Raw genomic sequence first — 13963 nt, 5'->3', positions numbered from 1 at the left:
CTCGTCGAGCAACCACGACCTCTGATGTCGAGCCGTTTGCACAAATGTAATCTGCATACTTGTGAAGGACGATCAATCCGGCCCACGGGCATGTGATTGCCGCGAATCGTCGCCCGACCGTCCCTGCGAGACGGCCCTGGCGGCGTACCGGCGCGCACTCATGCAGGGAAGCCTTCCGCAGGACGGGGCGCCCGCCTGTCTACGGGCCCTGCAGCTGGTGGTGACGGACCGGGACGCACCCGGTTCGCTGATCCCCGTGCCGCCGGAGACGGCATCGTTCGCCGCGCTCGGCCCCATCGAGGAGGAGATCGCCCAGCAGCGCCGCAACCTGCGCGCGGTCCGCGCCAGTCTCGCCGCGTTCGAGGGGCTGTACGCGGAAGTGCACCGGCTCGAACAGCCCGTCCTCACCCGTCTCGTCGGAAGAGCCGTCATCAGCAAGGCACTTGAGGCGGCCGTGGGCAGTTGCCAGGAGGAGCTGCTCACCGCACAGCCCGGCGGCGGCCGCCCCTCGCACGTCCTCGGCGAGGCGCTGCCCCGCGATCTGCGGATGCTGCGGCGCGGAGTGCGGCAGCGGACGATCTACCAGCACACCGTCCGCTCGCACCGGGCGACGCTCTCCTACATCGAGCAGGTGACGTCGGCCGGAGCCGAGGTACGGACGGTCGCCGAAGTCGTCGACCGGGTCATCGTCTGCGACCGGGAGATCGCGTTCGTACCCGTCCCCGAAGAGCCGCACACGGCGCTGCGGGTCCAGCACCCGGCCCTGGTCAGCCTGCTCGCCCGGCAATTCGACAACGCTTGGTCCCGCTCCGTCCCGATCCGCCCCGACAGCGCGCCGCTGCGCTCCTCGGTCATCATGTCCGACCTCCAGCGCACCATTCTGCTGGCGGTCGTGGGCGGCGAGACGGACGCGTCGATCGCCCGCCGGCTCGGCATGAGCCGTCGCAGCGTCGCCGAACACATGCGGAAGGTCTCGGAACAACTGGGCAGCAACAGCCGCGCCCAACTCGGCTATCTGCTCGCGACGTCGGGACTGCTGGATCCCTGAGCGAAGCAGTACGGACGCACCACGGGGGCGCCCCGGCCGACGCCGGAACGCCCCCGCGGGCACCTACGCTCGAAGTGATCAGGCGAGACCGGGACCCCGCACCGGAATGCTGGTGAACGTCGGCGCCGGGGCGGGCTCGGTGAAGAAGTCGTTGCCCTTGTCGTCGACGACGATGAACGCCGGGAAGTCCTCGACCTCGATCCTCCAGACCGCCTCCATGCCGAGCTCCTCGTACTCGACGACCTCGACCTTCTTGATGCAGTCCTGGGCGAGGCGCGCCGCCGGGCCGCCGATCGAGCCGAGGTAGAAGCCGCCGTGCGCGTCGCACGCGTCGGTGACCTGCTTGGACCGGTTGCCCTTGGCGAGCATCACCTTGGAGCCGCCCGCCGCCTGGAACTGTGCGACGTAGCTGTCCATGCGGCCGGCCGTCGTCGGGCCGAAGGAACCGGAGGCGTACCCCTCGGGCGTCTTCGCCGGGCCCGCGTAGTAGACCGGGTGGTCCTTGAGGTACTGCGGCATCTCCTCGCCCGCGTCCAGCCGCTCCTTGATCTTGGCGTGCGCGATGTCGCGCGCCACGACCAGCGGACCGGTCAGCGAGAGCCGGGTCTTGACCGGGTACTTGGTCAGCTCGGCGAGGATGTCGTCCATCGGCCGGTTCAGGTCGATCTCGACGACGTCACCAGCCTCGTTGAGATGCTCGTCCGTGGTGTCCGGCAGGAAGCGCGCCGGGTCCTTCTCCAGCTGCTCCAGGAAGACACCCTCGGCGGTGATCTTCGCGGTGGCCTGGCGGTCCGCCGAGCACGACACGGCGATCGCGACGGGCAGCGAGGCACCGTGCCGCGGCAGGCGCACCACGCGCACGTCGTGACAGAAGTACTTGCCGCCGAACTGCGCACCGATCCCGATCTTCTGCGTCAGCTCGAAGACCTTCTCCTCCAGCTCCTTGTCCCGGAAGCCGTGACCGGTCGGGGAGCCCTCGGCGGGCAGTTCGTCCAGGTAGTGCGCGGAGGCGTACTTCGCGGTCTTCAGCGCGAACTCGGCCGACGTACCGCCGACGACGATCGCCAGGTGGTACGGCGGGCAGGCCGCGGTCCCCAGCGAACGGATCTTCTCCTCCAGGAACTTCATCATGGAGGCCTCGTTCAGGACGGCCTTCGTCTCCTGGAAGAGGAACGACTTGTTGGCCGAGCCGCCGCCCTTCGCCATGAAGAGGAACTTGTACGCGCCGCCGTCGGTGGCGTACAGCTCGATCTGGGCCGGGAGGTTCGAGCCGGTGTTCTTCTCGTCCCACATGGTCAGCGGGGCCATCTGCGAGTAGCGCAGGTTGAGCTTGGTGTACGCGTCGAAGATGCCGTGCGACAGGGCCTCCTCGTCACCGCCCTCGGTCAGCACGTTCTGCCCGCGCTTGCCCATGACGATCGCGGTGCCGGTGTCCTGGCACATGGGGAGGACACCCGCGGCGGCGATGTTCGCGTTCTTGAGCAGGTCGAGCGCGACGAACTTGTCGTTGGACGACGCCTCGGGGTCGTCGACGATCCGCCGCAGCTGCGCCAGGTGTGCGGGGCGCAGGTAGTGCGAGATGTCGTGCATCGCCTCGGCGGCCAGGGTGCGCAGCGCCTCCGGCTCGACCTTGAGGAACGTACGGCCGTCGGCCTCGAAGGTCGAGACGCCCTCGGCGGTCACCAGCCGGTACGGCGTGGTGTCCTCTCCCAGCGGGAGCAGATCGGAGTACGCAAACTCTGGCATTACGGCCATTCCTCACTCGGCGACAGCGGCTGACCACCCTTGGGCAGCGCACCCACCAGGGTAGAACGCCGCAAGCGGGACGAACCTGTGAGGTAAGGCTCAGTTCGAGCACCGCATGTGCTCGTCGTCCTGCGCGGATCAGCTCGGAGTGTGCCCCGGACAGGCCCTAGTCGCGATCTATCGCGTTTGGGTACGCTGGGCCGGTGGACCTCGAAAAGCACCCTCAGCAGCCCGCCGCCCCGGCGCCGCCCGCGCCCGCCGGTATCCGCGCCTCCGACGCAGACCGCGACCGGATCGCGGACATCCTGAGGGAGGCCATGGCCGAGGGCCGGCTGACCGCCGAGGAGCACGCCGAGCGGGTCGACGCCGTCTACCGCGCCAAGACCGTAGGCGAACTCGAGCCGCTGGTACGGGACCTGCCGACCCCCGGCGGCTCCACCCGGCCGTCGTCCGCGACGCCGTACGCGTACGGCCCCGAGGCCCCCGCGGGCCCGGCCGACAATCTGGTGGCAATCTTCAGCAGCTCCACCCGCAAGGGCCGCTGGCGAGTCGGTGGCCGTACGAACGCCTTCGCGCTCTTCGGCAGCGTGGAGATCGATCTGACCGAGGCGCTTTTCAGCCAGAGACTCACCGTCATCAACGCGACCTCCATCTTCGGCAGTGTCGAGATCAAGGTCCCGGAGAACATCTCGCTGCGCGGCAGCGGCACGGGCGTCTTCGGTAATTTCGAAGTCCTCACACTGGAATCCGCAGACCCGGAAGCCCCGGTGATCGTCGTCAACGGCTATTCCGTCTTCGGGAACGTCGAGGCAAAGCCGAAGCGGGGGAAACTCATCACGGATCTCCACAACCGGCTGCGCAAACATCTCGGCCACTGAACCCGCATCGGTCGGCAGTGGTCCGCACGGCCCTGGTTCCGGCCAAAATTCCGGTCGACCGCAATTCCGTCACCCGGAACTCAGTGCCACTCAGTGCTTAGGCGCACGCACAGCGGGTAGGGAGTGCTGCATCGTCTCTCGCTCGCGAAGCCGTCGTCAGGAGTAGACCGTGCTGCAACTGCCGCATCAGCCCCTGCAGGTCGCCGCCGTTCCCACCCAGGGCACTCCTGCTCGGGAGGACCAGGCCGGCCCCTGGCACTCGGAGGCGGTGTGCCGCCGGGACGAAGCCGGGCTGTTCTTCGCCCCGTCGAAGGAGCCGACTGCTGCCCGACTGTCCCGCGAGGAGTCCGCGAAGCGGGTCTGCGCGCGCTGTCCGGTGATGGTCGAATGCCGGGAACACGCCTTGGTGCAGCCCGAACCGTACGGGGTGTGGGGCGGCCTCACGGCTGCCGAGCGCCGTGTGGTGCTCGCCCGCCGCAGGCGGCGCGAGGTGGAGCTCAAGGCGGCCGCCTCGGCCGACCACATCGCCGCAGCCGGCTGAGCGGCCGTACGGCACTTCTGAAGAGACGGCCCCGGACCGACACCCGGCGCGACAGCCCTGCGCCGACGCCTCGCACCGACGCGAAGAGGCGCCCCCACCGCACATGGGGGGCGCCTCTTCGCGTTCTGTCGGCTCCGCACGGAGTGCCGTGTGTCGCCGCTGCGCGTCACCTGCCCGCGCGTCACCTGCCTCGCGCGGTCTACTTCGCGCGGTCGAAGTCGATCGCGCTGTAGGCGCGCAGCTTCGACAGCCGGTGGGTCGAGTCGATCTTGCGGATCGTGCCGGACTTGGACCGCATCACGATCGACTCGGTGGTCGCCGTCTCGCTGCGGTACCGCACGCCGCGCATCAGCTCACCGTCCGTGATGCCGGTCGCGACGAAGAACACGTTGTCGCCGCTGACCAGGTCGTCGGTGGACAGCACCCGGTCGAGGTCGTGCCCGGCGTCCAGTGCGCGCTGCCGCTCCGCCTCGTCCTTCGGCCAGAGCTTGCCCTGGATGACACCGCCGAGGCACTTTATGGCGCAGGCCGAGATGATGCCCTCGGGGGTGCCGCCGATGCCCATCAGCAGGTCGACGCCGGTGCCCTCCCGGGCCGCCATGATCGAGCCGGCGACGTCGCCGTCGGTGATGAACTTGATCCGGGCGCCGGTCTCCCGGATCTCCTTGACGATGCCCTCGTGGCGCGGGCGGTCCAGGATGACGACGGTGACGTCCTCGGGGGCGGAGTTCTTCGCCTTCGCGACCCGGCGGATGTTCACCGACACGGGGGCGTTGATGTCCACGAAGTCGGCGGCCTCGGGGCCCGTCACCAGCTTGTCCATGTAGAAGACCGCGGACGGGTCGAACATGGTGCCGCGGTCGGCGGCGGCCAGCACGGCGATCGCGTTCGGCATGCCCTTGGCGTTCAGGGTCGTGCCGTCGATCGGGTCCACGGCGATGTCGACCTCGGCGCCGGTGCCGTCACCGACCCGCTCGCCGTTGAAGAGCATGGGCGCTTCGTCCTTCTCACCCTCACCGATGACGACGACGCCGTTCATCGAGACGGTGGAGACGAGGGTCCGCATGGCCTTCACGGCGGCGCCGTCGGCACCGATCTTGTCACCGCGGCCGACCCAGCGCCCGGCAGCCATGGCGGCGGCCTCGGTGACCCGGACCAGCTCCAGCGCCAGGTTGCGGTCGGGGGCCTCCGGGGAGACCTCTAGTTGTGACGGTAGGTGATGTTCGGACATCGGAACGCACCTTTCTGTACGGCGACGACCGGAAGAGGGTGCTGTGACTCTATCGTCAGGTCGATAAAATGAGCAGACCGGGTCACGTATGAGCGGCCTCGCCGGCCGGTTGTCACGGGTGGCCGCCCCTCGGTCGGACCCGTCGGGCGTAATGCGAACATGGACCCGTGGCAAGCAAGCGAGGCAAGCAGACGGTGCGGGACATGTTCCTGTCGATGGCGGTGATCTCCGCCGTCGCCGGGGGTGTCTACATTTTCGTACCGCACGACGACAAGGCCAACCCGGTCAAGGCGGTCGACTACCGGGTGGAGCTCCTGACGGCGCGGCGTGCGGCGCCCTATCCGGTGGCCGCTCCGGCCGGTCTGTCCAAGGAATGGAAGCCCACCTCGGTCAGCTACGAGCGCCAGTCGGGCAACGGCTGGCACCTGGGCTTCCTCGACCCGGACGGCAAGTACGTCGCGGTGGAGCAGTCCACGTCCCCGGCGAAGAAGTACGTGTCAGAGGTCAGTCAGGACGCGAGGAACACCGGGCGCACGCAGCAGGTCGCGGGCGAGACGTGGCAGCACTGGAAGGGCCCGAAGTACGACGCCCTGGTGCGCCACGACGACGGTGCGACCACGGTCGTCACGGGCTCGGCCTCGACGCAGCGGCTGGCGGAGATGGCCGCCGCACTCAAGACGTCCTGAGCCAGGTGTACGGCATACGGAGAAGGCCCCGGAGCACTTGGTGCTCCGGGGCCTTCTCCGTATGACCGGGTGGATCAGACGGTCTTGATGACCTCGTCGTAGGCGAGACGCGGCGAACGCGGGAACCACGCGTCCTCGCCCGGCTTGCCGATGTTGATGACCATCAGCACGCTGTGGTCGGCGTCGAGGAACTCCTTCTCGATGCCCGCGGCGTCGAAGCCGGTCATCGGGCCGGCGGCCAGACCGGCGGCGCGGACGCCGATGATGAAGTACGCGGCCTGCAGGGCGGCGTTCAGGGTGGCGGCCGACTCGCGGACCGGGCGCTCGGAGAAGAACGCGTCCTTGGCCTGCGGGAAGTGCGGGAACAGCGCCGGGAGCTCCTCGTGGAACTCGTTGTCGGCGGCCAGGATCGCGACCAGCGGGGCGGTGGAAGTCTTCGGCTGGTTGCCCTCCGCCATGTGGCTCACGAGGCGCGCGCGGGCGTCGTCGGAGCGGACCAGGACGATGCGCAGCGGCGACTGGTTGAAGGCGGTGGGGCCGTACTTGACCAGGTCGTATATCGCCTGGACCTGCTCCTCGGAGACCGGCTCGTCGGTGAAGGTGTTGGCGGTGCGGGCCTCACGGAAGAGGAGGTCCTGGGCGGCGGGGTCAAGAGCGAGGGACATCTTGCGGATTACCTTCCGGGCGGATGGGGATCAAGCGATACGGCGACCGTAACCGAGGGATAGGTTAACTTTCAACTAAAAGCTGACCTGGGTGATCCACTCCACAAACGTGTGCGTGGATGACCGGCCGGGCCGCCCCGATTTCCGACGAGGCTCACAACCGCCGCGCGCTCGGATCCATTCCGGGCCGGGGCGGACCGGCTCGCCCCGGATCCTTACGGCTCGGGAGTCACCCGGCGTCGTCCTGCTGGTCCTTCCCGGGCCGGGCCAGGGCCTCGTCCAGGCGGGCCCGGGCCCCCTCCAGCCAGCGCCGGCAGACCTTGGCCAGCTCCTCGCCCCGCTCCCACAGCGCGAGGGACTCCTCCAGCGTCGTGCCGCCCGCCTCCAGGCGCCGTACAACCTCGATCAGCTCGTCGCGCGCCTGCTCGTAGCCGAGCGTGTCCGTGGCGGCAGCTGCCGTTGTCGCGTCGTCCGTCATGTGATCCACCCTATGTGTGAGCTACGACAGCCAGGTCCGAACCGCGTCCGCGGCTGCGCCGGGGTCCGGGCGAAGGAAAAGGGGCGCCGCACCGGCTCACTCGGCCACCCGCACGGTGAACTCGCCCTCGGACACCCGCGCCCGCAGCTCGTCGCCCGGTGCCCCGGCGTCGGCGGGGGAGCGGACCACATGGCCGTCCGGCCGCTGCAGCACCGCGTACCCGCGCTCCAGCGTCGCCGCGGGCGACAGCGCGACGACCCGCGCCCGGGTGTGGGCGAGCTCCGAGTCCGCCCGGTCCAGCAGGTGCCCCAGCACCCGGCGGCTGCGCCCGATCAGCGCGTCGACCTCCGCCGCGCGCTCGTCCACCATCCGCAGCGGCTGCTGCATGGAGGGCCGGCCCAGCGCGTGCGCCAGCCCCCGCTCCTCCCGGTCGAGCAGCCCCTGTACCGTCCGCAGCGCCCGGTCCCGCAGCTGCTGCACCCGGTCCAGCTCCTCTCCCACGTCCGGCACGACCTTCTTCGCCGCGTCCGTGGGTGTGGACGCCCGCAGATCGGCGACCAGATCGAGAAGCGGGGAGTCCGGCTCGTGTCCGATCGCGGACACCACCGGCGTACGGCACTCGGCGACGGTACGGATCAGCTGCTCGTCCGAGAACGGCAGCAGGTCCTCCACACTGCCGCCGCCGCGCGCCACGATGATCACGTCGACGTCCGGCAGGTCGTCCAGCTCCTTCACCGCCTGGACCACCTGGTTCACCGCGTGCACGCCCTGCACCGCCGTATTGCGCACCTCGAAGCGCACCGCGGGCCAGCGGCGCCGCGCGTTCTCCAGCACATCGCGCTCGGCCGCCGACGCCCGCCCGCAGACCAGGCCGATCAGCTGCGGCAGGAACGGCAGCGGCTTCTTCCGGTCCAGGGCGAAGAGCCCCTCGGCGGCCAGGGACTTCTTGAGGAGCTCCAGCCGGACCAGCAGCTCACCGATGCCGACCGGCCGTATCTCCGTGGCCCGCAGGGACAGCTGGCCACGGGGCGCGTACCACTCGGGCTTGGCGAGGACGACGACGCGGGCGCCCTCCGTCACCACGTCCGCGATCCGGTCGAAGACCTGCCGGAAGCAGGTCACGCTCACCGAGATGTCGTGCGACGGGTCGCGCAGGGTCAGGAACACCACCCCGGCGCCAGGCCGCCGCGACAGCTGGGTGATCTGCCCCTCGACCCAGACGGCCCCGAGCCGGTCGATCCATCCGCCGATGAGCCGTGACACCTCGCCGACGGGCAGCGGGGCTTCCGCGGAGGTATTGAGAGCCATGCGAGCGAGCGTATCCGCCACCACGGACAACGAGGCAGCCCTACACAGCCGGACTCCGCCCCCACTGCATCGCCAGCACCACCAGCCCCACCCCCAGCCAGCAGACCCCCACCACCTGAGCGCTCGTCGCCGCGCTGAGGATCACCGCGATCAGCACCCCCGCACCCACCACCGGCACCAGCACATGCCGCCACCAGCTCGGCGGCCCGTCCATCCGGCGTACGGCGAACCAGCCGACCACCGACGCGTGCAGCAGCACGAACGCCGTCAGCGCGCCGATGTCGACCACCGACACCAGATGGTCGAGACCGTCGTCGCGGCGGGCCGCCCAGACCGCCGCCACCAGCGTCACGGCCGCGGCGATCAGGATCGCGGCCCGCGGCACTCCGGACCGCGGGTCGACCCGGGCCAGCAGCGAGGGCAGCCGCTGCTCCCTGGACATGGCGAAGAGCAGCCGCCCTGCGGCCGCCTGCCCGGCCAGCGCCGCGAACGCCGCCCCGATCGCCTTGCTGACCGCCACCAGGTCGTGCAGCCACCTGCCCACCGCGAAGTCGACCGTGTCGTAGAACGCCGACCCCTGCCTGGCCGGTTCGGCGGCCAGATCCGCCGACGTCATCGGCTCCAGCAGCGACGCCAGATAGCCCTGCGCAACGAACAGCACCCCCGCGAGGACCAGACAGAACAGCAGCGCCCGCGCGACCTTCTCCGAGCCGCCGGTGGCCTCCTCCGCGAACGAGGCGATGGCGTCGAAGCCCAGATACGAGAGCACGGCCACCGACACCGCAGCCAGTACCGCGTTCACGGAGAAGCCGGAGTCACCGGTGAGCGGCGTCCACCAGCCGCGCTGTGCCCCGTCCCGCACGAGAACCACCACCGCCGACACCAGGAAGACCAGCAGCACCGCGATCTCCATCGCGAGCACCGCGAAGCCGACCCGCGCCGCAGCCCGTACACCCCAGAGGTTGAGCAGCGTGGTGATGACCACCGCGAGCGCCGTCCACACCCATCGCGACACCTCCGGGACCAGCGAGTTCATCGCGATCCCGGAGAAGAGATAGGCGACCGCCGGGATCAGCAGATAGTCGAGCATCGCCATCCACCCGGCGATGAACCCGGGCCCTTCCCCGAGCCCCTTGCGCGCATACGTGAAGACCGAACCCGCCAGTGGGGCGACGCGCACCATCTGCGCATAACTGAACGCGGTGAAGCCCATGACCACGGTCGCCGCGACGTACACCAGCGCGACCGCGCCGTCCGATTTCGCGTCGAGCGTGCCGAAGACGCCGACGGGAGCCATGGGGGCGATGAACAGCAGCCCGTAGACGACCAGATCCCGGAACCCGAGTGTCCGCCGCAAGGTCGCCCGGTCCGCCGTACTGCTGCCCGCCATGAACCCTCCGTCGGTCGCACGGACACGGTCGCGTACGTGGCATACGTGGCATTGCAGGGCGTACACGTGGCGAACGTCGCGTACGGCTCAGTCTCCCGACACGGCCGATCCCGCGCCTGTTCGGTACGGCCTTACGATGGGACGCATGACTGCTACGCCCAGCCCGTCACCCGCCGCCGCCCCGAGTGCGGGCACCTCGCGCCGCAGTGACACCCGCCGTGTCCTGCTTGCCGCGCCCCGCGGCTACTGCGCGGGCGTGGACCGTGCCGTGATCGCCGTCGAGAAGGCCCTGGAGCAGTACGGGGCCCCGATCTATGTCCGCCACGAGATCGTGCACAACAAGTACGTCGTGCAGACCCTGGAGAAGAAGGGCGCGATCTTCGTCGACGTCACGGCGGAGGTGCCCGAGGGCTCCATCGTGATGTTCTCCGCGCACGGCGTGGCGCCGACCGTGCACGCCGAGGCCGCCGAGCGCAAGCTCGCCACGATCGACGCGACGTGCCCGCTGGTGACCAAGGTCCACAAGGAAGCCGTCCGGTTCGCCAAGGAGGACTACGACATTCTCCTGATCGGCCACGAGGGCCACGAGGAAGTCATCGGCACGAGCGGTGAGGCGCCCGACCACATCACGCTGGTCGACGGCCCCGAGGACGTCGCCAGTGTCTCCGTGCGCGACGAGTCGAAGGTCGTCTGGCTCTCCCAGACCACGCTCTCGGTCGACGAGACGATGGAGACGGTGGACGCGCTGAAGGAGAAGTTCCCGCAGCTGGTCTCGCCGCCCAGCGACGACATCTGCTACGCCACGCAGAACCGTCAGATCGCGGTGAAGAAGCTCGCCGAGGACGCCGAACTGGTCATCGTCGTCGGCTCCAAGAACTCCTCGAACTCGATCCGCATGGTCGAGGTCGCCCTCGACGCGGGCGCCCCCGCTGCGCACCTGGTGGACTTCGCGAGCGAGATCGACGAGGCCTGGCTGGAAGGTGTCACCACGGTCGGCCTCACCTCCGGCGCCTCGGTTCCCGACGTGCTGGTGGACGGCGTACTGGAGTGGCTGGCCGAGCGCGGCTACGGAGACGTGGAGACGGTGAAGACGGCCGACGAGTCGATCACCTTCTCGCTGCCCAAGGAGCTCCGCCGGGACCTGCGCGCAGAGGCGGCGGCACTCACCGCCGAGTGACGCCTTCCGTCCTCCCCGGGGGGAGTGGCCCGTGCTCCGGGAAGGTGAGCGGGGTACGGCGCCAGCCCGTACGGTGGATCGCATGCAGATCTTCGGCGTGGACATCGGCGGATCCGGGATCAAGGGCGCTCCCGTGGACCTGGACCGCGGAGACCTGGCGCAGGAGCGCCACAAAGTACTGACACCGCAGCCGGCCACGCCCAAGGACGTGGCCGACTCCGTGGCCGAGGTGGTCGGCCACTTCGACTGGTCGGGCCCGGTCGGCGTCACCTTCCCGGGCGTCGTCACCGGCGGTGTCACCCGCACCGCGGCCAATGTCGACAAGAGCTGGATCGACCATGACGCCCGGACGCTGCTCGGCGAGAAGCTGGGCCTTCCGGTGACCGTCCTCAACGATGCCGACGCGGCGGGAATCGCCGAAATGACCTTCGGCGCGGGGCGCGGCCGCAAGGGGACCGTGATCATGCTGACGCTCGGTACGGGGATCGGCAGCGCGGTCTTCACCGACGGGCAGCTCGTACCCAACACCGAGCTCGGGCATCTGGAGCTGGGCGGCCACGAAGCGGAGAAGCACGCCTCCACGAAGGCCAAGGAGGACGAGGAGCTGAGCTGGCACCACTGGGCGCACCGGGTGCAGAAGTACCTGGCCCATCTGGAGATGCTGTTCACGCCCGAGCTCTTCATCATCGGCGGCGGAGTCAGCCGGAAGGCCGACAAGTTCCTGCCGCTGATCGAGCACGTGCGGGCCGAGATGGTGCCGGCCGAGCTGCAGAACAACGCGGGCATCGTGGGCGCGGCGATGGCGGCGGCAGGCAGATAGCCCTTTTGTGCCCCTGCCCCTGCCCCTGCCCCTGCCCTTGCCCCTGCCACGGCCTCAGGGCCTTGGACGCCGGGGACGCCGGGCGGGGCGCGCCGCCTTCGTGGCCGACCGCATCCGCCGCCGCTGACGCATCAGCCGGACCTTGCGCACGGTGGCGATGAGCCCGGCGATGAGCGTGCCGCCGTACAGCCAACCGGCGTGGACGGCGAGCGCCGTGACCACCGCCATGGTCTGTCCGCCGAAGCCGCCCGTGCCACCGGCGATCGGAATCACACCGACGGCGAACGCGATCGGCACACTGATCGGTGCGGTCACCAGATCGGCGGGCCGCACCCAGAGCGCGGTCAGCGCGCTGACCGGCAGGAACAGCACCCCGTACAGGATCGACGATCCATCGAACAGCAGCCAGTCGAGGCAGGCCAGCGCGAACATGACGGCGGCGGCGAACAGCCCCGCACCGATGCCGGTCAGTCGCGGATTGGGCAGCCTGCGCAGCGCGAGCAGGGCGGGCGGCACCCGTCGTGCCCGCCCGTCGGGCGTGGCCACCACCCGGTAGACGGTGGTGGCCTCGTCGATGGTGCTCTGCGGGGACAGTGGGGCCTGCTGCGACGACTGCTGGCGCTGAGGGGGACGTGTTCTGGGCTGCTCCACCGGGACAACGTAGGTCGCGAGGCGGGAGGGAGGAGGCGTTGGACACGCCCTTTGGGTGACCTTGGCGGTGAGTTCGATGCCACATGGTCGAACGGGAACCGCATCGGCCCCCGACCGGACGCGTGACTACCCGCTCGCCCCCGCCCGTAAACTGGAGAATCGGCCCACCCGTCCTTACTCCAGGAAGTCGCCAACGTGTCGCTCACGATCGGAATCGTCGGTCTGCCGAATGTCGGCAAGTCGACCCTGTTCAACGCCCTGACCAAGAACGACGTGCTGGCGGCCAACTACCCGTTCGCCACGATCGAGCCGAACGTCGGCGTCGTCGGGGTCCCGGACGCCCGCCTGAACAAGCTGGCCGAGATCTTCGGCTCGCAGCGCCTGCTCCCGGCCACCGTCGACTTCGTCGACATCGCGGGCATCGTCCGCGGCGCGAGCGAGGGCGAGGGCCTGGGCAACAAGTTCCTCGCGAACATTCGCGAGTCGGACGCGATCTGCCAGGTCATCCGGGCCTTCAAGGACGAGAACGTCGTCCACGTCGACGGCAAGGTCTCGCCCAAGGACGACATCGAGACGATCAACACCGAGTTGATCCTCGCCGACCTCCAGTCCATCGAGAAGGCCGTCCCGCGCCTCACGAAGGAGTCCCGCCTCCAGAAGGAGAAGGTCGCGGTCCTCGCCGCGGTCGAGGAGGCCCAGCAGATCCTGGAGTCCGGCGAGACGCTCTTCGCCGCGGGCATCACCGCAGGCACGGAGAAGGGCAAGCTCCTCCACGAGCTGCACCTCCTCACCACCAAGCCCTTCCTCTACGTCTTCAACGTCGACGAGGACGAGCTGGTCGACGAGGACTTCAAGAACGAACAGCGTGCCCTGGTCGCTCCCGCCGAGGCAATCTTCCTCAACGCCAAGATCGAGTCCGAGCTGATCGAACTCGACGACGACGAGGCCCTCGAACTCCTGCAGTCCATGGGCCAGGAGGAACCCGGCCTGGCCACCCTCGGCCGCGTCGGCTTCGACACGCTGGGGCTGCAGACCTACCTCACGGCAGGCCCGAAGGAAGCCCGCGCCTGGACGATCAAGAAGGGCGCCACGGCCCCCGAGGCGGCCGGTGTCATCCACACCGACTTCCAGAAGGGCTTCATCAAGGCGGAGATCGTCTCCTTCGACGACCTGGTGACGATGGGCTCGGTCGCCGAGGCCCGCGCGAAGGGCAAGGCCCGCATGGAGGGCAAGGAGTACGTGATGCAGGACGGCGACGTGGTGGAGTTCCGCTTCAACGTTTAATTGAGACTTGAATTACCCGCTTCCGGTGGAGCGGAATTTCGCAAAGGGCTCGCCTGAGCA

14 protein-coding genes are annotated in these 13963 nt (G+C 69.4%); 7 read left to right on the top strand and 7 right to left on the bottom strand.

What is annotated here, in order from left to right; all coding sequences use genetic code 11:
- Positions 1-61: 61 nt before the first annotated feature.
- Complete coding sequence (locus OHA03_RS08685) at positions 62-1048, top strand: helix-turn-helix transcriptional regulator (protein ID WP_323181179.1); 987 nt, start codon at positions 62-64, stop codon at positions 1046-1048.
- A gap of 78 nt (positions 1049-1126) precedes the next feature.
- Here OHA03_RS08685 and OHA03_RS08680 read toward each other — a convergent pair whose 3' ends face one another.
- Positions 1127-2794 (bottom strand): fumarate hydratase, encoded by a 1668-nt coding sequence (locus tag OHA03_RS08680; protein ID WP_267002393.1) that lies wholly within the window; start codon positions 2792-2794, stop codon positions 1127-1129.
- A gap of 203 nt (positions 2795-2997) precedes the next feature.
- On the opposite strand from OHA03_RS08680, the gene OHA03_RS08675 reads away from it, so the two are divergent.
- Complete coding sequence (locus tag OHA03_RS08675; protein WP_267002391.1) at positions 2998-3672, top strand: DUF1707 domain-containing protein; 675 nt, start codon at positions 2998-3000, stop codon at positions 3670-3672.
- Positions 3673-3841: 169 nt separating this feature from the next.
- The gene (locus OHA03_RS08670) at positions 3842-4213 is read left to right on the top strand and encodes a WhiB family transcriptional regulator (RefSeq protein ID WP_030915067.1); all 372 of its coding nucleotides are present in this window, start codon (positions 3842-3844) and stop codon (positions 4211-4213) included.
- Positions 4214-4412: 199 nt separating this feature from the next.
- On the opposite strand, the gene glpX is transcribed toward OHA03_RS08670, so the two are convergent.
- Positions 4413-5444 (bottom strand): class II fructose-bisphosphatase, encoded by a 1032-nt coding sequence (glpX, locus tag OHA03_RS08665; protein ID WP_030915070.1) that lies wholly within the window; start codon positions 5442-5444, stop codon positions 4413-4415.
- Between the two features lie 167 nt (positions 5445-5611).
- On the opposite strand from glpX, the gene OHA03_RS08660 reads away from it, so the two are divergent.
- A complete protein-coding gene (locus OHA03_RS08660) occupies positions 5612-6130 on the top strand; it encodes a DUF4245 domain-containing protein (RefSeq protein WP_267002385.1) in 519 nt (172 codons plus the stop codon).
- Between the two features lie 74 nt (positions 6131-6204).
- Here the strand turns inward: OHA03_RS08660 and OHA03_RS08655 are convergent, their stop codons facing one another.
- The 4 genes from OHA03_RS08655 to OHA03_RS08640 all read right to left on the bottom strand — a co-directional run bounded on the left by OHA03_RS08655 (position 6205) and on the right by OHA03_RS08640 (position 9971).
- Positions 6205-6795, bottom strand: a complete 591-nt coding sequence (locus tag OHA03_RS08655) for a malonic semialdehyde reductase (RefSeq protein ID WP_267002383.1) — start codon at positions 6793-6795, stop codon at positions 6205-6207.
- 229 nt (positions 6796-7024) lie between these two features.
- Positions 7025-7273 carry an exodeoxyribonuclease VII small subunit gene (locus OHA03_RS08650; protein WP_267002381.1) on the bottom strand — a complete coding sequence of 83 codons (249 nt, stop codon included), beginning with the start codon at positions 7271-7273 and terminating at the stop codon, positions 7025-7027.
- 96 nt (positions 7274-7369) lie between these two features.
- Positions 7370-8581 carry an exodeoxyribonuclease VII large subunit gene (xseA, locus tag OHA03_RS08645; protein ID WP_267002379.1) on the bottom strand — a complete coding sequence of 404 codons (1212 nt, stop codon included), beginning with the start codon at positions 8579-8581 and terminating at the stop codon, positions 7370-7372.
- Positions 8582-8621: 40 nt separating this feature from the next.
- Positions 8622-9971, bottom strand: a complete 1350-nt coding sequence (locus OHA03_RS08640) for an APC family permease (RefSeq protein ID WP_267002377.1) — start codon at positions 9969-9971, stop codon at positions 8622-8624.
- Positions 9972-10116: 145 nt separating this feature from the next.
- Between OHA03_RS08640 and OHA03_RS08635 the strand changes: the two genes are divergently transcribed.
- Both OHA03_RS08635 and ppgK read left to right on the top strand, forming a co-directional pair.
- Positions 10117-11148: a 4-hydroxy-3-methylbut-2-enyl diphosphate reductase gene (locus OHA03_RS08635; protein WP_267002375.1), complete on the top strand. Its 1032-nt coding sequence runs from the start codon at positions 10117-10119 to the stop codon at positions 11146-11148.
- 82 nt (positions 11149-11230) lie between these two features.
- Positions 11231-11968: a polyphosphate--glucose phosphotransferase gene (gene ppgK, locus OHA03_RS08630; RefSeq protein ID WP_267002373.1), complete on the top strand. Its 738-nt coding sequence runs from the start codon at positions 11231-11233 to the stop codon at positions 11966-11968.
- Positions 11969-12022: 54 nt separating this feature from the next.
- On the opposite strand, the gene OHA03_RS08625 is transcribed toward ppgK, so the two are convergent.
- Positions 12023-12514 (bottom strand): DUF6542 domain-containing protein, encoded by a 492-nt coding sequence (locus tag OHA03_RS08625; protein WP_267007978.1) that lies wholly within the window; start codon positions 12512-12514, stop codon positions 12023-12025.
- A gap of 300 nt (positions 12515-12814) precedes the next feature.
- On the opposite strand from OHA03_RS08625, the gene ychF reads away from it, so the two are divergent.
- Positions 12815-13903: a redox-regulated ATPase YchF gene (ychF, locus tag OHA03_RS08620; RefSeq protein ID WP_267002370.1), complete on the top strand. Its 1089-nt coding sequence runs from the start codon at positions 12815-12817 to the stop codon at positions 13901-13903.
- Positions 13904-13963: the final 60 nt, after the last annotated feature.

This window comes from Streptomyces sp. NBC_00154 (assembly GCF_026342835.1).
Classification (GTDB): Bacteria; Actinomycetota; Actinomycetes; order Streptomycetales; family Streptomycetaceae; genus Streptomyces.
This window is presented reverse-complemented; position numbering and strand designations above follow the sequence as displayed.